Source organism: Salinicola aestuarinus (genome assembly GCF_003206645.1).
GTDB classification, from domain to species: domain Bacteria; phylum Pseudomonadota; class Gammaproteobacteria; order Pseudomonadales; family Halomonadaceae; genus Salinicola; species Salinicola aestuarinus.
In genome coordinates, this window is the sequence record NZ_PZJP01000015.1 from 47115 (window position 1) to 65998 (window position 18884).

The 18884-nt window shown below is 67.0% G+C and carries 16 protein-coding genes; 3 read left to right on the top strand and 13 right to left on the bottom strand.

Translation table 11 applies throughout. From position 1 onward, the window contains the following. Positions 1 to 49 precede the first annotated feature (49 nt). Both phrB and DOM41_RS15195 read right to left on the bottom strand, forming a co-directional pair. Positions 50 to 1465 carry a deoxyribodipyrimidine photo-lyase gene (gene phrB / locus DOM41_RS15190; RefSeq protein WP_110687712.1) on the bottom strand — a complete coding sequence of 472 codons (1416 nt, stop codon included), beginning with the start codon at positions 1463 to 1465 and terminating at the stop codon, positions 50 to 52. Positions 1466 to 1539: 74 nt separating this feature from the next. Next, on the bottom strand, positions 1540 to 2460 hold the full coding sequence (locus DOM41_RS15195) for a MerR family transcriptional regulator (RefSeq protein WP_110687713.1): 921 nt from the start codon (positions 2458 to 2460) through the stop codon (positions 1540 to 1542). 714 nt (positions 2461 to 3174) lie between these two features. On the opposite strand from DOM41_RS15195, the gene DOM41_RS15200 reads away from it, so the two are divergent. Then, the gene (locus DOM41_RS15200) at positions 3175 to 4080 is read left to right on the top strand and encodes a TIGR01777 family oxidoreductase (RefSeq protein WP_110687714.1); all 906 of its coding nucleotides are present in this window, start codon (positions 3175 to 3177) and stop codon (positions 4078 to 4080) included. A 77-nt stretch (positions 4081 to 4157) separates the two neighbouring features. On the opposite strand, the gene rapA is transcribed toward DOM41_RS15200, so the two are convergent. After that, positions 4158 to 7094, bottom strand: a complete 2937-nt coding sequence (rapA, locus tag DOM41_RS15205; RefSeq protein WP_110687715.1) for an RNA polymerase-associated protein RapA — start codon at positions 7092 to 7094, stop codon at positions 4158 to 4160. Between the two features lie 147 nt (positions 7095 to 7241). Between rapA and DOM41_RS15210 the strand changes: the two genes are divergently transcribed. Beyond that, complete coding sequence (locus DOM41_RS15210) at positions 7242 to 7463, top strand: hypothetical protein (protein ID WP_110687716.1); 222 nt, start codon at positions 7242 to 7244, stop codon at positions 7461 to 7463. Between the two features lie 95 nt (positions 7464 to 7558). Here DOM41_RS15210 and DOM41_RS15215 read toward each other — a convergent pair whose 3' ends face one another. The 4 genes from DOM41_RS15215 to DOM41_RS15230 form a co-directional block, all read right to left on the bottom strand. Then, positions 7559 to 8350 carry a metal ABC transporter permease gene (locus tag DOM41_RS15215; RefSeq protein ID WP_110687717.1) on the bottom strand — a complete coding sequence of 264 codons (792 nt, stop codon included), beginning with the start codon at positions 8348 to 8350 and terminating at the stop codon, positions 7559 to 7561. 196 nt (positions 8351 to 8546) lie between these two features. Continuing rightward, complete coding sequence (locus DOM41_RS15220; protein WP_110687718.1) at positions 8547 to 9221, bottom strand: hypothetical protein; 675 nt, start codon at positions 9219 to 9221, stop codon at positions 8547 to 8549. Positions 9222 to 9329: 108 nt separating this feature from the next. Then, positions 9330 to 10115: a molybdopterin-binding protein gene (locus DOM41_RS15225; RefSeq protein ID WP_223161002.1), complete on the bottom strand. Its 786-nt coding sequence runs from the start codon at positions 10113 to 10115 to the stop codon at positions 9330 to 9332. After that, positions 10102 to 11016: a cytochrome b/b6 domain-containing protein gene (locus DOM41_RS15230; RefSeq protein WP_188112418.1), complete on the bottom strand. Its 915-nt coding sequence runs from the start codon at positions 11014 to 11016 to the stop codon at positions 10102 to 10104. Before DOM41_RS15230 ends, DOM41_RS15225 begins: the two co-directional genes overlap by 14 nt. Positions 11017 to 11127: 111 nt before the next feature. Here DOM41_RS15230 and DOM41_RS15235 point away from each other — a divergent pair, with 111 nt between their 5' ends. Then, positions 11128 to 11655 (top strand): sterol desaturase family protein, encoded by a 528-nt coding sequence (locus DOM41_RS15235; RefSeq protein WP_245391871.1) that lies wholly within the window; start codon positions 11128 to 11130, stop codon positions 11653 to 11655. Here DOM41_RS15235 and crtB read toward each other — a convergent pair. From crtB to DOM41_RS15265, 6 genes are all read right to left on the bottom strand, one after another. Continuing rightward, complete coding sequence (gene crtB / locus DOM41_RS15240) at positions 11594 to 12520, bottom strand: 15-cis-phytoene synthase CrtB (RefSeq protein WP_110687720.1); 927 nt, start codon at positions 12518 to 12520, stop codon at positions 11594 to 11596. The two genes, DOM41_RS15235 and crtB, sit on opposite strands and share 62 nt — an antisense overlap. Further along, the gene (locus tag DOM41_RS15245; RefSeq protein ID WP_110687721.1) at positions 12517 to 14013 is read right to left on the bottom strand and encodes a phytoene desaturase; all 1497 of its coding nucleotides are present in this window, start codon (positions 14011 to 14013) and stop codon (positions 12517 to 12519) included. The genes crtB and DOM41_RS15245 overlap by 4 nt, the downstream gene beginning before the upstream one ends. A gap of 19 nt (positions 14014 to 14032) precedes the next feature. Then, on the bottom strand, positions 14033 to 15202 hold the full coding sequence (gene crtY, locus DOM41_RS15250) for a lycopene beta-cyclase CrtY (RefSeq protein ID WP_110687722.1): 1170 nt from the start codon (positions 15200 to 15202) through the stop codon (positions 14033 to 14035). Continuing rightward, a complete protein-coding gene (locus tag DOM41_RS15255) occupies positions 15199 to 16566 on the bottom strand; it encodes a glycosyltransferase (protein ID WP_110687723.1) in 1368 nt (455 codons plus the stop codon). Before DOM41_RS15255 ends, crtY begins: the two co-directional genes overlap by 4 nt. Beyond that, entirely contained in the window at positions 16563 to 17630 is a 1068-nt protein-coding gene (gene fni / locus DOM41_RS15260) for a type 2 isopentenyl-diphosphate Delta-isomerase (RefSeq protein WP_110687724.1), read from the bottom strand. Before fni ends, DOM41_RS15255 begins: the two co-directional genes overlap by 4 nt. A gap of 77 nt (positions 17631 to 17707) precedes the next feature. Next, the gene (locus DOM41_RS15265) at positions 17708 to 18616 is read right to left on the bottom strand and encodes a polyprenyl synthetase family protein (protein WP_110687725.1); all 909 of its coding nucleotides are present in this window, start codon (positions 18614 to 18616) and stop codon (positions 17708 to 17710) included. Positions 18617 to 18884: the final 268 nt, after the last annotated feature.

An 18884-nucleotide genomic window follows, 5' to 3' on the forward strand; every position in this document is an offset into this window, starting at 1 on the left:
TCGGCTGCCGCCCCGGCCGGCCTGTGACCTCAAGGCCGCCGGGGCGGTCTCAGCTCAGGTTCTTGAACGCTTCGAGCGCGCGCTCGCGGGCGCGCTTGTGATCGACGATCGCTTGCGGATAGCCGGTGCTTCGTCGCTCGTTGTCGCTTGGCTGGTGGCGGGACTTGCTCGGCAGCTCGGCCAGTTCGGGCACCCACTCGGCGATGAAGGCGCCGTCCGGGTCAAAGCGCTGTGACTGCGTGGTGGGGTTGAAGATGCGGAAATAGGGCGAGGCGTCGGTGCCGGTGGACGCGGCCCACTGCCAGCCCCCGTTATTGGACGCAAAGTCGCCATCGACGAGATGATCGAGGAAGAACTGCTCCCCACGACGCCAGTCGATCAGCAGATGCTTGGAGAGGAACATCGCCGTCACCATCCTCAGACGATTGTGCATCCAGCCGGTAGCGATTAGTTGGCGCATCGCGGCATCCACCAACGGGTAGCCCGTCTTGCCCTTGCACCAGGCGTCGAAGGCCTCATCGTTCTGGTGCCACTTCAGGTTTTCGGTCTCGAGCTGGAAGGGCCGCCCAATCACCACGCGTGGGAACCCGAACGCGATGTGCTGGTAGAACTCGCGCCATACCAGCTCATTGACCCAGCTTGTCAGGCCCGCGTCGCCGTCCGCCAGATGCCCGCCGTTGTTCGCCATCACTGCCTGACAGCACTGACGATAGGAGATCATGCCGGTCGATAGATAGGCGGAGAGCTCGCTGGTACCGGCGATCGCCGGGAAGTTGCGGTCCTCCTCGTAGCGTTTGCCCCGCGCCTGAAGGAAGCGCTCGAGCCGGTCGGCAGCGGCTTCCTCGCCCACCGGCCAGCGCTCGTCACCGACGATCGACGATTGATCCTTCTTCGGCAGTGCCGGAATCCTGTCGCCCTGTACCCCGGGCTTTTGCTGCTTGTCCGGGACTTCTCGCAGCAGCAGTTGTTCGGCGGTCACTTTCTGGTGCCACGCCTTGGAGAATGGCGTGAAGACCTTGTAGTACTCATCCTTGCCGGTCAGTAGCGTCCCGGGATCGAAGGCGATCAGGTCGGTGTAATCATGCACGGTGATCCCCGCCTGCTGACAATGATCCGTCACCGCCTCGTCACGCCGCCGTTCGTTGAGCACGTATTCACGATTGAAGTGCAGCGTCTGGACCTCGTGCTCCCGGGCGATCTCGAGAAGTGCCTCGGGGGCAGCGTCGAAATCCTCGATATCTCGATAGAGCAGAGGGATATTCAGCGCGTCGAGCGCCCTTGAGAGCTCGGCAACACCGCGGTGAATGAAGGATATCTTGCCGGCGCCGTGGCCGTGATCGCGCCATTGACGGCGCGTCGCGAGAAAGACCCCGATAACGGGGCCTTTCTGCGCAGCGGCGGTCAGTGCGGTGTTGTCGATCGTACGCAGGTCGTTGCGAAACCAGACCAGTTGAAGCGGGGGCATGGGCACATCCTTGTGGCCGCTGACCCGGGGCGCTGGCGATCCGTCAGGGATGCCGGGAAGCGACCCCGTGCGCGTCAGCGGGGAGATCTATCAATGAGCGAGCGCAGGCGACTGAGCGCCTGATTCATGTCTTCGCCGAGAATATCGACGTCGGTGTTCTCGAAATCACTGGCGCGGATTCGCGCCACCGGCCCGGCCAGACACACCGGTACACCGGACTGCTCCGCCAGACGCGGTAGCTGGCGGCGGATGACATCACTGCGCTCCGCCTGACCACTGGCCAGCAGTAGCGCTTTGACGCCGAGACGATCCACCGCCATGGGGAACTCACTGAACGGCAGCTCGCCATCGATGAGCTGAACGCGATAACCCGCCCCCGAGGCGGCGAGTCCGGTGAGCAGTGTCCAAAACCCGCTGGGGTCCTCGGGCAGCTTGGCGACCAGGATCTCTTCGGCGTTGCTGAGCTGGTTGGCGTGGTAGATCCGCGTCCCGATCCGCGTGCGCAGGAAGGTTTCCAGCAGGCGACGCTGCAGAGAAGCGCCGAACTGGTCGCCCCAGCGCTCTTCCAGCTGCTCGATCGTCGGCTGCCAGAGTTCGGTGACGCACAGACCGACCGGATAAAGTGCCAGACTCTGATTGAACAACGTTTCGATCCGTCCGAGATCGAGGCTATCGACGGCATGGATCAGATGTTGACGCTGGCTGACCCAGTCGCCCATCTGGGGCGCCGGGGTTTCGGCATTCTCGGGCTGGTCCAGGAGTTCCCGCACCTGACTCACCGGCACGCCGCGATTCAGCCACTGCAGTATGCGCTCGACGCGTTCGATATCGTCGCGAGCGTAGAGACGGTGACCTTTTGGTGTGCGCTGTGGACGGATGAGACCGTAACGCCGCTCCCACGCGCGCAACGTCACCGAGTTGACCCCGGTCAGGCGGGACACTTCACGGATGGGGTAGAGCGGAGCTGCCGTGGAATCCATAGCGTTATGAGTCATGCAAGTCCTCCTGCGAGGTCTATGCGTGCGCCGAATCGTCGAATCGGTGGCCAAGAAGATGTAATGAAGTCATCACCGAGACGGCGGCTATCGGGGAATGGGCGCCGCGCGCCAAACGTATTGAACGGCCCTGTCACTGGGTAACCGTCGCCTTCGCCACGCAAAGTCTCGCTGCTGGCAACCTGGGTAATGCGGGGCTGAAATGCGGGAATGGCGCGTGGTGCAACGAATTCAGTGGGCCAAGGATGGCCGATGAGGTTGTACATTTCAAGATGCTTGTACAACTCGTATGTAATGCAGGATCGGAGGTTTGACGCCACTCGACGCTCGCCGGAGTGTCTCTGATCACGGCGCCGCAATCGACAAGCGGTGGGGCTGCCGTCTCGATCCGCGCGGCGGCCCTGGCTGGTTGAAAGCCGTGATCGTCCGATGTCGACGTCCCTGAAGTCCTGCGCGGTCAATGCCTTAGCCAAGTGCCTGGATCAGGGGCGGCGAGTTTCCGCGCAAGCTAAAAGGGTATCGCTGTCACGCTTGGCGCCAGCGGTCACCGCTGGCGGCCAAGCGCTACGTGAATCGCGGCAGCCGCCTAGGCCGCCTCGCCTCACGTGTCGCAGGGGGAGGGCAACGCCGGCTGCCGCGACAAAACGACGCTGTCAGTCACGCCTGCTATGGTGTGGCGTATTGTACAACCTGGGTATAACGGAGGGCACGAGCATGCGCTTACTCATCACAGGCGGAACCGGCTTCGTCGGCAGGCGGCTGGTCGAACGCGCTATCGCCGACGGCCACCAGGTGATGGTGGTGTCGCGAGATCCCGTTGCCGCACGGGAAACCCTTGGCAGCGAGGTCACGGTGCGCGATAGCGCTGGCGCCTTCGTCGACGACAAGCCTGAAGCGATCGTCAACCTTGCCGGTGAGCCGATCGCGGATCGACGCTGGAGCGACTCGCAGAAGACGCGTCTGCTCGAATCGCGGCGCCATGCCACGCGAGAAGTGGTCGCACTCTGCGAACAGCTTGCCGCGCAGAACGCGGCGCCGGGCGTGCTCGTTTCCGGTTCGGCGATGGGCTACTACGGCGATCAGGGCGACCGCGAAGTCACCGAGCAGACACCCCCCCACGACGAGTTCGCGCATCGATTGTGCGAAATGTGGGAGCACGAGGCGCACCAGGCCGAAGCCTTCGGCACGCGCGTCGCCTGCATCCGCATCGGCCTGGTGCTCGACGCGGGCGGCGGCACGCTGGCCAAGATGGCGCCGCCTTTCAAGCTGGGGCTGGGCGGCAAGATCGGCGATGGTCGTCAGTACATGCCGTGGATCCATCGCGAGGATCTGGTGCGGATCATCGAGTTCCTGCTCGTCCGTGACGATCTCGCCGGGGCGATCAACGCGAGTGCGCCCAACCCGGTCACCAATGCCGGTTTCACCCGCGCCATGGGGCGTCATCTGCACCGGCCCACGCTATTTTTCATCCCTGGCCCGTTGCTCAAGGCGGCGCTTGGCGAGATGTCACGGCTGCTGCTGACCGGCGCCTGCATGCGCCCCAGGCGCCTGGAGAACGCCGGTTTCGAGTTTCGCTATCCCACCCTGGACGACGCCCTGGCGGCCATCTTCGGCGACTAGCCACGATGCGACGCGCACGCGGGTCAGGGGCGGTCGCTTCCTGGCCCGGACGAGCGTCGACCCGCGGCGCGACGCCCTCAGCGCTGGTCGTTGTCGACCGTCACGATCACTCTGACCGCATCGAGGCGTAGCGATGCGCTCTCGATCGCAGCGTCGAGGGCGTGACGCTCTTCGCGGAGCGCGGCGAGTTCGTCGTCGCGGACCACGTCGTTGTGCCGAGCCAGTGCCTCGAGGCGTGAGAGCTCGGTATCGAGGGTGTCACGCATGCGCTGCTGCGCCTGTTCCACCAGCGTAGGCAGCTCTCGCAGCGCCTCCTGCTCGCCGCTGCGCAGAAGCCCCCTGAGCTGATCGTGACGCGACTTCAGCAGCTCCCGAGCCACGCCCTTCTTGACCCGTTGCAGATTGCGCGACAGCCCGCTGAACTTCACCTTGTCGGAAAGGTTGGCGCCGCTTTCGTCGAGCAGCACGCGAACGCCGGTATCCGGCAGAAAGCGTGAAAGTTGCAGCGCCTTCGGTGCCGGACAGTGGGTGCGATAGATCAGCTCGACCATCAGCCGACCGCCGGGAATGCTGGGGTGCCGGAGCAGCGCCAGTGCCGTGTTGCCAAGACTCGACTGCAGCACGCGCTCGAGTATCGCCGACACCATCGGATGTTCCCAGGAGAGCCGCTGCACATCGTCGCGTGCCAGCGCTCGGGCTCGCGAGTAGGTCGCGGTGAACCCTTCGTCGCCCTGATTGAGTCCAGGCAGGCTATCGAGCATGTGCGAGCCCGGGGCGAGATGGGTCAAGCCGTTGCCGAGCTCGCGGCTTTCGACGCCGAAGATATCCAGCGCCTGGTCAACGTAACGGGGCAGGGCCGTGTCGTTATCCTGCTCGATCACTTCGCGCACGACGGCGTCGGCGCGCTCGTGGCGGCAGGCGTTCCACTCCAGCAGGCGATTGCGACCGGCATCGCGCTCCGCGAGCCGGGCGTCGTTGAAGGTGCGGGTCTCATCGATCAGGTCGTCGAGACCGCCGATGTCATCGAGACTCTCCAGCAGCGAATCGCCGAAGGCTGCCAGTACGTCACCGCCGGCGGCGTGCGGGGCATCGAAGGCGTCCAGACCGTCGCGGTACCAGCGCAGCAGCGCCGCCGTTGGGCTCTCTTCGATCACCGGGACATGAATGTCGATAGGATGCAGTTGGCCGATCCGATCCAGGCGTCCGATGCGCTGCTCGAGCAGGTCCGGGTGCCACGGCAGATCGAACATCACCAGATGATGGCAGAACTGGAAGTTGCGGCCCTCGGAGCCGATCTCCGAGCAGATCAGTAGTTGGGTGCCGCCCTCGTCGTCGGCAAAGGCAGCGGCGGCGCGATCGCGCTCGACCAGGCTCATCCCCTCATGGAACACCGGCGCGTGAATACCGGCACGGACCCGGAGTGCCTCGGCGAGATCCAGCGCTGTCTGGCGAAAGTGAGCGATCACCAACATCTTGTCGCCACTCCGCGCCTCGAGCTGTTCGATCAGCCAGGTCACGCGGGGGTCGATCCGCCACCACGGCGTCTCCCGCTGGAGGTCGTCGTCGACGCCGGCGCGATAGGTCGCTTCCGGATAGAGACGCGCCTCGCGGCTGCCCAGTCCCTGGGTGCCGAGGATCCCCAGCAGCGCTTCGTCTTCCAGCGCCAGCGACGCGAACTGCTCGGCGTAGGCCTCGGGCTGGGGCAGCGTCGAGACGTGCAGGTGGCGCTCGGGAAAGCCGCCGACATGACGGCGGCTATTACGAAACATCACGCGCCCGGTACCGTGGCGGTCCAGCAGTTGATCGCGCAATTGGCGTCGGGCACTGGCCCGCTGAGCCTCGTCGCTCTCGGCGTCTATCAGTGTCTCGAGCAGGGCGCGGGAATCGCCGTCGTCGATCACCGCGCGCACCGTCGCCGCGGCGTCTTCGGAACCTGGCACTCTCTCCAGTGCGTCCACCGCGTCGGCGACGGCGGTGTAGCCCGTCTCCTCCTCGCGGAAGCGCTCGAGATCGTGATAGCGGTCGGGGTCGAGCAGGCGCAGGCGAGCGAAATGGCTCTCCAGGCCCATCTGTTCCGGCGTCGCGGTGAGCAGCAGCAACCCCTTGCTCAGGCGGGACAGGCGCTCGACGCAGGCGTAGCCGGGGCCTTCGGCCTCGGCAGACCAGTCGAGGTGGTGTGCCTCATCGACGATCATCAGGTCCCACTCACACGCCTCGGCCTGATGCTGGCGGCGCGGGTTGGCGAACAGCCACTCCTGGCTCGCCAGAATGCACTGACCGCTCTCGAACGGGTTCTCGTCGCCCCACGCCTCGCTCTGGGATTCGTCGAGCAGCGTTACCGACAGCGAGAAACGCCGCAACAGTTCGATCAGCCACTGGTGGGTGAGGCTCGCCGGCACCAGGATCAGCGCTCGGCTGGCACGGCCGGTGAGCAGCAGCCGGTGCAGAATCAGGCCCGCCTCGATGGTCTTGCCCAGGCCGACCTCGTCGGCCAGCAACACCCGCGGAGCATGACGGCGGGAGACCTCGTCCGCGATGTAGAGCTGGTGTGGCAGCAGATCGATGCGCGGGCCGGCAAGGCCAAGGGCCGGACTCTTGGCGGTGCGCTGATGGTGGTGCAGCGAACGATAGCGCAGCTCGAACCAGTCGTTGCGATCCACCTGGCCCGTGAGCAGTCGATCCTGCGCCTGATGAAAGCGCATGCTGTCGGAGAGCTTGGCTTCACTCAGCGAGGTCGCCTCGCCATCGTCTCGCCGCCCGCGATAGATGACGCAGCCCGCCTGGGTGTCGGTTGACTCCACCGTCAGTTCGACGCCGTCTGCGGAGAGGATGCGATCGCCCTCGGCGAAGACCACACGGGTCAGCGGTGCATCGCGCACGCTGTAGGTGCGGGTCTCCTGGCTGGCGGTAAAGAGCACGGTCACGCTGCGGGCGTCGGCGCTCAGAATGGTGCCTAGTCCCAGCTCGGTCTCGCCGTCACTGATCCAGCGCTGGCCGGGAAAGAAATCGCTCATGGTGCCTCGGTGGTGTTGTCGCTGCGGGGACGCTTGGGCGAGGCATTCTAGCGTAAAGCGCAGGTCGCCTTAAGCGCCGTTGCGCGGTTCGAAGATGCCGGCGTTGAAGGCTACACTGCCCGCTCGATGAACAGAGGGGCCAGAGGCATGGCAAGAGGACAGAGCGATCCGCTGCGGCGGGTGGCAATCGCGAGTCAGGCGGCGGGGTTCATCACGATCATCGCGCTGGAGACCTGGCTCGGCGACGCGGCGCGTCCGTGGCAGGGCGTGACGCTGGGGTTGATGCTGGCGGCTGCGGCGCTGCTCGCCCTGGCGCGGCGCTATCGCCGCAACCGGCGGCTGCGTGAGGCGCCACTCGACGACGAATGACGCCGCCATGAAGCCCTCGGCGGCGTCTAGGGGCGCAGAGTAGCGTTGGGGGCAATCGATCCGGGAGCGTATCGGCTGCCAGGCCAGCGCCGGGATCACATCGGCGGAATGGTGCCATCGAGTCCGACGATCACCACCTTGGCGGGTATCGGGTCCTGCGCCATGTCGCCTGCGACGAAGACGGCGGCTCCCGATTCGAGATCATCGCTCGTCGCCTGGCTCACCTTGACCGTGGGCACGTCGCTCGGCACCTGGATCTCCTTGCTGCCGTCACCGTAGTCCACCGTCAGCGTCATCATGTCGCCTTCGCTCTGGGCGCTGTCGACGGTGCCGTTGGTCATGCTCGATCCGCTGCTGCTGCCACCGAGCTTCTCGCTGCCGGTACCGCTATCGCCGCCGGTCGCAGTGACGGTGCCGTTGGTCATGGCAGCGCCCGAACCGCTGCCGCCGAGTTTCTCGCCGCCCACGTCTTGAGTGCCGCCGTCCGCGTTCATCGTCGCGCCGCGGGGCGTATCCCAGGGGTAGTCGCCTTCGCCGGTACCTCTCATCGAATCGGGAAAGATCACCATCTCCAGCGCCGTCGAGGCTCCACCGTTCTCGCCGGGGCGATTGGCGGTGCCGATGAAAGTGCCTTCCTCGATCTCGTCGAGGCTGCTCTCCGAGACACCGGCAAGCCGGGTGTCGTCGTCGTAGGTAACGCGGTAGGTGCTGGCGTCGCTGGCGGACTCGACCTGAAAGCCGCCGTCGCTGACGTCGGTGATCGTGCCGCGAAGATGCTGCGGCGTATCACCAGTCTGCGCCTGGGCGAGACTGGCGGTGAGACAGCCGATGGCCAGCACCAGTGCAGTGCGCGAGAACGGGCGGGAAAGCGGGAGGAAACGCGGCATGATGGGCTCCTGATGGCGTGAACCCGAGGCGCATCGAGCGCTCGGGGCAACACCTTGAGTCCAGTCGATTGCGGCAGGAAGTCAAGCCAACTCGCGGGAGACGAAGGTCGAAATCGGACCTGTCTGCCCGCGAACCCAATCTCGCCGCGATCCCGACAGGCACTGGCCCGTCGGCGCGGCGCGAAACGGCTTGTCGTTACATCGGCGGCGGGGTGCCATCCAGACTGACGAAGGTGCCCATGGCGGTCATCGGATCCTCACTGACGTCGCCGCCGACGAAGACCGATGCTCCAGGTTTCAGCGCGTCGCGTGTGGCCGGGCTCATCGCGACCGTCGCGACGTCATCGGGCACTCGAATCTTATTGCTGCCGTCTTGATAGTCGACGGTCACGGTCAGCGTCCCGCCGTCGCGAGCCGACTCAACGACCGTGCCACTGGTCAGGGTCCACGCCGTGTCAGCGTCGGCGCCGGCATCGCTCTCGCTCAGCGCGCTGCGCGGCGTCTCCCAGGTGTAATAGCCAAAGGGCTTTTTGGTGATCGCATCGGAAAAGACGTTCACCGCGACGGCAGTCGGGGGCCCGCCACCCTCGTCGCTACGTTCGACGGTATTCACGTAGGCACCGTCCTTGATCGCATCCAGGCTGGCCTCGGAAGCGCCGAAAAAGAGGGAGTGGTCATTGAAAATCACGCGGCGGGTACGGCCGTCGGTAAGAGATTCGACGGCCATGCTGTTATCGCTCACCTCGGTAATGGTGCCTCGCAGGCCCTTGGGGGTGTCGCTGGCCTGAGCGATTCCTGCGGCGAGGCAGCTGATGACGAAGAAAAGGGCGCTGCACCGAAGGGGGCGAGAAAGGCCGAACGCGTGTGACATGACAAACTCCTGTGAACATAGTGGCCGAAAGCCGATGAAGAGAGCGGGCTGGCTTGCGGGGAAGAAGAGTCTATCGCAACGATCGGTCAGGCGCTCGCCGGCGGACAATCAGATGCCCGCGTACCAGGTGTAGCCCCGGTCCTCCCAGTAGCCGCCCCGACCGCCGCCGATGGCATCGAAGTCGGTGACGAGCGTGATGCCCGAGAGATACTTGGCCATCTTGTAGCCCAGCTGGCGCTCGGCACGCAGCCGCAGCGGCGCGCCGTTGGCAACGGGAAGCGTCTCGCCGTTGAGCGAGTAGGCGAGAATCGTCTGCGGATGACGGGCCTCCGCGAGATCCAGGCTCTCGTAGTAGAAGTCCTCGTCACCGAGCTGATCCATGCAGTGAAAGACCACGTAGCGGGCCTCGTCGCGGACCCCGGCGCGATCGAGCAGGTCGGCGAGCACCGGCCCCTGCCACTGGCCTATGGCGCTCCAGCCCTCGACGCAGTCATGACGCGTGATCTGCGTTCTCGCCGGCAGCGCGCGAAGCTCGGCGAGCGACAGCGACAGTGGCGTCTCCACCAGCCCATCGACGCTGAGCCGCCACTCGGCGAAGTCGTTCGCCGCCAGCTCGCGATAGCGCGATGCCTGCGGGTCCGTCGAGCCGTTGGGGCGAAAGGGGGCGTCGATCATCGAGGCCGGATACTCCGGCGCCATGCCGCGTGCGCCGGCCAGAAAGCGCTGCACCCGCAGGTTGAGCGTCTCGGCCAGGCTGAGCGTGCCGATGACGCGCTCGTTCTGTGACAGCCGGTCGCAGCCGGCAAGCCCCAGCGTCGCCGCGCCGAGGGCCGCGCGTTGTAAAAAACGTCGCCGCGTCGAGCGCGCCACGCTGTCGTCACTACGCCGTGTCATCGTCGTGCCTCCGCTGGGAGGAGGCCGACGTCTCGCGCCGGCCACCCGTCATCATGTCGCGAACCTGGCGCCACGGGCCGCTCAGAAGCACCATGGCGATGTGCACCACGAAAAAGAGCACCAGCGCAGCGGCGACGAGAAAGTGGATCGAACGCGCGCTCTGGCGGCCGCCGAAGAGATCGAGCAGCCAGGGCGCGGCCGCGTTGAAGGTCGGCGACATGCAGAGCCCGGTGACGACCATCAGCGGGAGCGCCACCAGCAGCACCCCGAGATAGCTCAGCTTCTGCAACCCGTTGTAGCCCGATCCGGAAGGGAATCGAAACCGGAGATGCCCGAGCAGATCACGGCCGAGGCCACGCCACTCAGGCCCGCTGAGCCATAGATCGCGTTTCAGATGGCCGCTGAACAGGGCGTAGAGTACGAACAGCGCCCCGGCGCCGGCGAACAGCCAGGCGAAGAAGAAGTGCCACAGCCGCCCCATGCTGAGGAACTGATAGCTCGGTAGCGTCGACCAGGCGGGAAAGCCACGGACCGCGCCGCGCTCGCCCACCTGGGAGTAGCCGAGTACGCCGGTGGTATCGAACGTCCACGGGCCGAGCGCGGTCTGGCCGAGGATACCCCCCTCGCTGTCGCGAATGGCGTACATCTCGAGCCAGGGGGCGTCGAAGTCGGAGGCGCTACCCCAGTAGAGTGCGGGGTGCGCGTTGAAGATCTGCAGGCCACTCATCAGCATGACGATAAGAAACCAGAGGTTGAGCCAGTGCCAGATTCGCACCGGGCCGGGATGACGTCGCCGCGGCTTGGCGGGCGCGGCATTGGCAGAGCGGTTTATCGCCACGTTGCGGTCTCCGGAAAGCGCCAGCGGAAGCGAGCGGCAGGCCTCGGTTTCCGCGGCTGCCATGAGGTTTCACTATAGTTCGGTTGCGGTCGAACGCCACGGCGCCAGGCGCCGATGGCATCCGCCGACAGATGCTTTAAGCTGGACGCTAAACAGGCTCATCCGGAGCGCGACGTGCTGCTGAATATACTGGTACTGATTCTCACCGTGGCGGGGATGGAGATCGCCGCGGCGCTGATCCATCGTTACGTCATGCACGGCTTCGGCTGGCGTTGGCACCGCTCCCACCACGAGCCGCACCAGCAACGTTTCGAGCTCAACGATCTTTATGCCGTGGTGTTCGCCGCCATCGCCATCGTGCTGATCGCGCTCGGCACCGCCGGCGCCTGGCCGCTGCAGTGGATCGGCGCCGGCATGACGACCTACGGCCTGCTCTACTTCGTCGTCCACGACGGGCTGGTGCACAAGCGCTGGCCGTTCCGCTACATCCCGCGGCGCGGCTATCTCAAGCGGCTCTATCTTGCCCACCGGCTGCACCACGCGGTGAAGACGAAAGAGCGTGGACTCTCCTTCGGCTTTCTTTATGCGCCGCCGACCGAAACGCTGCGCGAGGAGCTACGCCGCCGTCAGGCCGAGCCGGCTAGCGCGGACGCTGCCACAGGTCATCGGGACGTCGGCCCGGTCGATGCCCGCGGGCGCTGAGCGCCATCCCCGCGCCCTGCATCAAGAGTCCGATCTTCTCCGCCTTGCTGGTCCCCTGACGCTGCTCGAGCGCGTCCTCGCCGGCGCGTGACACCTTGACGCCGATCCGGCGATAGACGCCCCGCGCCGTGGCGATGGCCCACGCCGAGCGCAGCGGCAGCGCCGGCAGCCCCTCTCGCGCCGAGTCATAGTAGGGCTCGGCCACCGCCACCAGTCGCTTGGCCATCTCGGCAAGCGCCGGTCGGTGACGCGGCTCGGCAAGCTCGTCGAGCGGGACCTCGAACGCCTCGAGCCACGCCAGCGGCAGATAGCAGCGACCGATGCGGGCGTCGTCGAGAATGTCGCGGGCGATATTGGTGAGCTGAAAGGCGAGACCCAGATCGCAGGCGCGATCCAGCACGGCCTCGTCGCGTACGCCCATCACCCGCGCCATCATCAGCCCCACCACCCCCGCCACGTGATAGCAGTAGCGCAGCGTATCCGGCAGATGCGGATAGGTCTCCTCGCGCACGTCCATGGCGTAACCCTCGAGGTGATCGAAGGCCTGCGACGGCGGAATCTCGTGGCGGCGGGCGACCTCCTGAAAGGCGGCGAAGGCCGGCTCCCGCAGGGGCTCGTCGGTGTAGGCCAGGCGAGTCGATTCGCGCAGCCGCTCGAGACGCGCCGCCGGGGTATCGCGGCCGGGCGAGTCCGTGGCAAAGCCCAGCGTCTGGCCGTCGATCACATCGTCGCAGTGACGACACCAGGCGTAGAGCATCAGCGCGCTGCGCCGCGTGGCGGGATCGAAGAGCCTCGCCGCGGTGGCGAAGCTCTTGGAGCCCACCGCCATGGTCTGGGTGGCGTGGTCGAGCAGCGCCTCGCTCATGCCGGCGTCTCTGGGTCACCGAGATCCTGGATCATCAGCCCGGCCGTGGCTTGGGCGGAGCCGATGACCCCGGGGATGCCCGCGCCGGGGTGGGTGCCGGCCCCCACCAGATAGAGGTTGTCGATCTGGCTGTCGCGATTGTGGGGGCGGAACCAGGCGCTCTGGGTGAGGATCGGCTCCACCGAGAACGCCGAGCCCTGATAGGCGTTGAGCGTGTCGCGAAAATCGAACGGCGTGATGTGCCGATGGGTCACCAGCTGGCTGCGCAGCCCCGGCATGTAGTGCGCCTCCAGGTAGTCGAAGATGCGCTCACGGAGTCGGGGGCCTTCGACCGCCCAGTCGAGATCCGCGGTACCCAGGTGCGGGACCGGCGCCAGCACGTAGTAGGCGCCGCAGCCCGGCGGTGCGAGCGACGGATCGGTGACACAGGGGGCGTGGAGATAGAGCGAAAAGTCGTCTGCCAGCGCATCCTTGTTGAAGATCTCGTCGATCAGCTCGCGATAGCGGGGGCCGAAACAGACGGTGTGGTGGGCGAGCTGGGTGTGGTTGTGATCGAGACCGAAGTAGAGCACGAACAGCGAGTTGCTCATGCGCTTGCGCTTTAGGCTCGCGCTCGCCTTCTGCCCCCGCGGGTGGTGGCCGAGAAGCCCGGCATAGGTGTGCACCACGTCGGCGTTGGACGCCACGGCGCGCGCTTCGAGGCGGCGGCCATCGTCGAGCGTCACGCCGGTGAGGCGGTCGCCCTCGGTCTCCAGCCGCGCGACCGGCGCGTTCAATTCGATCTCGCCGCCGATGTCGGTGAAAAGCCGGACCATGCCAGCCACCAGCGCACCGGTGCCGCCACGGGGGAACCAGACGCCCCACTCGCGCTCGAGCGCATGGATCAGGGTATAGATCGAGGAGGTCGAGAAGGGATTGCCGCCCACCAGTAGCGAGTGGAACGAGAACGCCTGACGCAGGTGCTCGTCCTCGACGAAACTCGACACCATGCTGTAAACGCTGCGCCATGCCTTGAGTCGTGTCAGCTGCGGCGCGGCCTTGAGCATGTCACGAAACGACAGGAAGGGCTTGGCGCCGAGCTTGAGATAGCCCTCCTCGAAGACCGCTCGGGAGTAGTCGAGAAAGCGTCGATAGCCGTCGACGTCCGCCGGGTTGAGCTTGCCGATCTGGGATTCCAGCGACGCCTGATCGTTGACGTAATCGAAGACCACGCCGTTCTCCCAGCAGAGCCGGTAGAAGGGGGTCACCGGCATCAGCTCGACGTAATCCTCGAACCGCTTGCCGGCAAGGGTGAACAGCGCCTCCAGTGCGCTCGGGTCGGTGATCACCGTGGGCCCGGCATCAAAGGTGAACCCCTCGTCCTCGTAGACGTAGGCGCGACCCCCGGGCTTGTCGCGGCTCTCCAGCAGCAGCGTGGGAATGCCCGCCGCCTGCAGCCGGATGGCCAGTGCCAGGCCGCCGAAACCGGCGCCGATAACGATCGTTCGTTTCATCAATAGGCCCTTGAGCGCGTCATTGGAAATGCTTTAGCCGTGGCGATCGCTTGAGGACCGCCTGCAGCGCTTCGCCCACCGGCACCGGCGGCTTGCCGATGAGCACGCGGGCCTTGTCGGCAAGCCGCGGGTGGCCGGCGTAGAAGCGTTCGATCAGCCCCGTGTCGAGTCCGTAGAAGCGCTGCATGACCTGGAAGCGCTCGTCGGGGCGGCCGGCAAGAAACAGCATGCGGTTGAGCATGCGAAAGAAACCCTGCTCACGCCACTGTGCCGCGGCGAATTGCCGGATCAGGGCGGCGAGGTCGGGGGCGGCCAGCGGCATGCGTTCGCTGAGGCGGTCGGCCAGCGTGAGCGCCGCCGGCAGTGAATAGCCGGTGGTGGCATGGAAGAGCCCGGCGCGCAGCCCGCTCGTCGGCTGACCGGCCAGTGGCGCCCAGAAGGCCTCGAAATCCCCCGCCAGCGTGATCGGCAGACTGCCGCGCTCCTCGCGCATGAGCGAGTCGAGCGACCACCCCTGCGCGGCGGCGTAGTGCTGAATGTTGTCACGCGCGCGGTCGCCGTCGAGGCTGGCGTCATCGACGTAGTGGGTGTCCTCGATCAGCAGCTCCGTCGGCGAGAGCGGCAGGCTATAGACGAAGCGGTAGCCACGCTGTTGATCGACGGTGGCGTCCATCAGGATGGGCCGCTCGAGCCCGTGGGGCGCGGCAAGCCGCCACTGCTGGCCCAGGAATGCCTGAAAGCCGACGGTGAGATGCGGCGACGGCCGATAGCCGCGGCCGTCGATCACCGCCGTGGCGCTGAGCGCCTCCCCGCTGTCGAGGGTGACGTGATCCGGGGCGACCTCGGCGACGGCGGTCTGCGTGCGCAGGTCGTCACCGAGCGCGGCCTCGAGGCCGGCCGCGAAGCGCTCGGCGGTGACGCTCAGATAGCCACCCGGCAGCGTGCGCCGTCGCTCGGGAAAGCGCACGTCATAGCCGGACCAGCGGTGTGCCACCAGGGCGTCGATGCTCGCGAGCTGTGTGGCGTCCAGGTCGCTCTGGTGAAACGACCAGGTGTGGTTGCCGCCGGCGCGCTCGCCGGCCTCCAGCATCAGCACGCTGAGGTCGGGACAGCGCTGCTTGAGACGCCAGGCGATCAGGCCGTTGGCGAGCCCGCCGCCGACGAGAATCAGATCCCAGCGCTGACTCATGGCGCGGACTCCGCTGCCACGTCCTGCCGGTCAGCGGCGGGGCGAGACGGTACGCGTGCTGGGGTCATGGGCGTCTCCTCGGGTCGCAGGGTGGCGTTCGTCTGTGGCCTGCCGGTCGCGATCGCGCGCTCGACGATGGCGGCAGCCTGGGTCGCGCCGTCCGCCGGGGTCAGCTCACGTCGGACAGCGGCCAGCCGCTGACGGTAGCTCGGCGAGGCGAGCAGAGCGGCAAGCGCTCCCGCGATGCGCCGGTGGCCGGCAAAGCGCGAGAGTGTCTCTCCGACGCCATGATACGCCACCCGCGCCGCCACCCCGGGCTGATCGAACGCCAGGGGTATCACCAGGATCGGTGTGTCGGCGACGATGGCGTCGACGACGGTATTGAGTCCGCCATGGGTAATGACGGCATCCGCCTGGGCGAGGGTGGCGCGCTGGTCGGCAAAGTCGGTGACGAAGGTGGTGCCCAGCCGCTCGAGGCGCGCCGCCCGTTCCGGGGACAAACCGCCGCAGTGAGCGATCACCAACGTGGCGCCCAGCCGTCGGCAGGCCCTGGCGATTCTGGCGAACAGCCGGTAGCGGTGACCCTGGAGCGTGCCGAGCGACGCGAAGACCAGCGGGCGCTTGGGCTCGGCCGGCCACTTGCCGGCGCGGGGGCGTTCGCCCGTCGGCGTTCGGAGTGGCCCCACAGTGTGGCCATGGGCGGGCCAGTCGCGGCGGGGAAAGTCCAGTGCGGCCGGCATCTGACTGAGGCGTGCCAGCGGCGAGAGGCAGTCGTGCAGTGCGCGCCTGGGCGTCAGCCCCAACGCCTCGGCGTGGGCGGCAATGACGCGAGCATGGGGGCGCATCAGGCGGTCGTAGATCGTCTCGCTGGCGGCATACATCTTCAGTGAGCGGGCGTCGGCGGCGTAGCGAAACGGCATCACCGGCAGCGGCAGCCCCGCCTCGCGCTCCACCGGCAGGGCGCAGGCGACGGAGACGAAGGGCAGATTCAGCCCCTCGGCGACCAGTCCCCCGGCGGCTTCCATCTGGTCTGCGATGACGCCATCGATGCCGAACCGCTGAAACGCCGCCGGCAGCGTGCGACACAGCATGTCGGTGGTGGCGGCCATGTCGGCGATCAGTCGCCGGATGGCCAGGCCGGAAGGGTTGGCCGCGAGTCGGTGCGTCCGCGCCAGAGCACCGGCCGGATGGGTGTCGCCGCCCACCGCGGCGAAGCCGATACGGGCATCGGTGACGAGCGCGCGCGCGTCGATCTGATGAAAAACGGTCACGCGGTGGCCGCGTGCGATCAGCGCCCCGGCCAGCGCCTGCAGAGCCTGGAAATGGCTGTAGAGCGCCGGGGCGACGATGGCGTAGTGACTCACCGGCGTGCCGCTCCGGCGACTGTCGAGGCGGGCGTCGAGGCGGGCGTCAGCGTGGCGTGTCGCAGTGCGGCGATGTCCGCGCTGCCGGTGCAGAAACAGGCGACCCGAAGCTGCTCGATCACCACCTGAAAATGCGCGACCACGGCGTCGCTCGATGTCGTCGCCCCGGCCAGGGTCGCCGCCGCCTGACCGACCAGGTCGGCGCCGAGGGCCAGCGCCTTGGCGACGTCGATCCCGTCCCGGATGCCGCCGGAGGCGATCAGCGGCACGCTCGGCAGCGCCCGGCGCACCTCGCGAACGGCCTCGGCGGTGGGAATGCCCCAGTCGGCGAAGGCCATCGCCACCGCCCGCTGGTGAGCGCTCACTGCGCGCTCACCCTCCACCGCGGCCCAGGAAGTGCCGCCGGCGCCGGCGACGTCGAGCATTCCGACCCCCGCTTCGGCAAGCTGGCGGGCGACCTCGGCGGAGAGTCCCGCGCCGACCTCCTTGACCACCACCGGCACCGGCAGCGCCGCGACGACGGCCGTAATGGCTTCCAGCGTGCCGCGCCAGTCGCGGTCCCCCCCGTGCTGCAGCGCTTCCTGGAGCGGGTTGAGGTGCACGATCAGGGCATCGGCATCGATCATCTCCACCGCCCGCCGGGCGGCGTCGATGCCGCTCGCCCCCTGGAGCTGAGCAGCGCCGAGATTGGCCAGCAGCGGCACGTTCGGGGCGATGTCGCGAAGGGTACGGTCGAGGCCGACGCGGTCGTCACTCTCCAGGGCGATACGCTGCGAGCCGACGCCCATCGCCAGCCCCAGTCGCTGGGCGGCCTCGGCGAGGTGGCGATTGATGGTCAGGGCACGCTCGGCGCCGCCGGTCATGGAGCTGATCAGCAGCGGGGCGGCGAGCGGACGGCCGAACAGAGTCGTCGAGAGGTCGATTGCGTCGAGGTCGAGTTCGGGCAGGGCGCAGTGGACGAAGCGGAAGCGTTCGAAGCCGGACTGGACGCCGCTCGTCGCCCGGGTGGCATCGAGCACGATATCCAGATGGTCGTTCTTGCGCTGCAAGAGGTCGCCGCTCATGACGTCTCCTCGACGAGGTTCGGGTGGGACGGCGCGAGTGGCATCGGTCGCAAGCAACACGACGCCGAATCGGCTATCTAGTGCAATTTCGCCAGCTGCTGATCGAACCAGGCGTGCATGAAGCGCTGGGTTGCGCCCCGCTGCCCGCAGGCGTGCTGGAAGTGGTCATCGGCGCTCTCGAGATGCTCGCGCAGACGTTGGTGAACCGCGTCGACGCCGAGGGTCGCGACCAGCGTGGATTTACCGAGGTCCTGATCGATGTCCTTGCCGGTGCCGGTGTGGCCGTCGGCAAGGTCGTCGAGCAGTTGGAACGCCTGCCCCAGATCCTTGGCCACATGCCGCAGGCGCTGGCGCACCATGGGTGAGGCCTCCGCGGCGATGGCAGCAATCTGCAGCGTGGCGCTGAAGAGCATGCTGGTCTTGAGCTCGTTGGTGTTGGCGATGTCCGCTTCGTCGCGGGGCGCCTCGCCTTCGCTGAGATCCAGGAACTGCCCGCGCACCAGCCCCTGCAGACCGACGGCCGCAGAGAGCTCGGCGACGGCTTCGTTGCGTGAGGCGCTCGCGACGCCTTCGGCGGCAGAGACCACGCCGAAGGCGTTGCTGAGAAGCGCCACTGCCGCGAGGATCGCCACGTGCTCGCCGAACTGACGATGGACCGTGGGTCGGCCGCGACGAAGCTGAGCGTCGTCCATGCAGGGGATGTCGTCGAGCATCAATGAGGCGGCGTGGACCATCTCGACGGCGCAGGCGAGATCGAGCAGACCCGGGTGATGGGTATCGCATCCCAGATCGCGCGCGGTGAGAATCAGCAGCAGGGGGCGAATGCGCTTGCCGGGAGCGAGGGCGCCGTCGCGCATGGCGGCGCTGACGAGATCGCGTTCACCACCGGCCGGAATCAGCTGGTCGAGACGGTGCTGCAGCGTCTGCTTGAGCGACGTGAGTTCGTCGTCCGGTGCAGCAATCGGGTCTTGAATTGAAGCGGTCATGATCACTTCCTGGTGGCGCGATGTAGCGGTACACCTCGGCGCCGGTGGCGTCGAGCAACCCATCCCTGGCTCATCGGTGTCTTTCGGCCCTGCCGGACGCGCTGGCGCCCACGGCTTACCGGCGGTGGCTCAGAGCGTACCAACTGGCGGATACCACGCCTAGGACAGTGGATGTCGCCCGGCGCGGCGCGGGGGCCTGTCCGCCGGTGACGCCGCGTTTGCCAGTGCGGTGACCGTCCTTGAACTACGTGGCCTGCCGGCGGCTGGA

Coding starts and splice junctions, on each gene's coding strand:
- phrB (WP_110687712.1), bottom strand. CDS start 1,465: ATGCCCCCGCTTCAACTGGTCTGGTTTCGCAACGACCTGCGTACGATC.
- DOM41_RS15195 (WP_110687713.1), bottom strand. CDS start 2,460: ATGACTCATAACGCTATGGATTCCACGGCAGCTCCGCTCTACCCCATC.
- DOM41_RS15200 (WP_110687714.1), top strand. CDS start 3,175: ATGCGCTTACTCATCACAGGCGGAACCGGCTTCGTCGGCAGGCGGCTG.
- rapA (WP_110687715.1), bottom strand. CDS start 7,094: ATGAGCGATTTCTTTCCCGGCCAGCGCTGGATCAGTGACGGCGAGACC.
- DOM41_RS15210 (WP_110687716.1), top strand. CDS start 7,242: ATGGCAAGAGGACAGAGCGATCCGCTGCGGCGGGTGGCAATCGCGAGT.
- DOM41_RS15215 (WP_110687717.1), bottom strand. CDS start 8,350: ATGCCGCGTTTCCTCCCGCTTTCCCGCCCGTTCTCGCGCACTGCACTG.
- DOM41_RS15220 (WP_110687718.1), bottom strand. CDS start 9,221: ATGTCACACGCGTTCGGCCTTTCTCGCCCCCTTCGGTGCAGCGCCCTT.
- DOM41_RS15225 (WP_223161002.1), bottom strand. CDS start 10,115: ATGACACGGCGTAGTGACGACAGCGTGGCGCGCTCGACGCGGCGACGT.
- DOM41_RS15230 (WP_188112418.1), bottom strand. CDS start 11,016: ATGGCAGCCGCGGAAACCGAGGCCTGCCGCTCGCTTCCGCTGGCGCTT.
- crtB (WP_110687720.1), bottom strand. CDS start 12,520: ATGAGCGAGGCGCTGCTCGACCACGCCACCCAGACCATGGCGGTGGGC.
- DOM41_RS15245 (WP_110687721.1), bottom strand. CDS start 14,013: ATGAAACGAACGATCGTTATCGGCGCCGGTTTCGGCGGCCTGGCACTG.
- crtY (WP_110687722.1), bottom strand. CDS start 15,202: ATGAGTCAGCGCTGGGATCTGATTCTCGTCGGCGGCGGGCTCGCCAAC.
- fni (WP_110687724.1), bottom strand. CDS start 17,630: ATGAGCGGCGACCTCTTGCAGCGCAAGAACGACCATCTGGATATCGTG.
- DOM41_RS15265 (WP_110687725.1), bottom strand. CDS start 18,616: ATGACCGCTTCAATTCAAGACCCGATTGCTGCACCGGACGACGAACTC.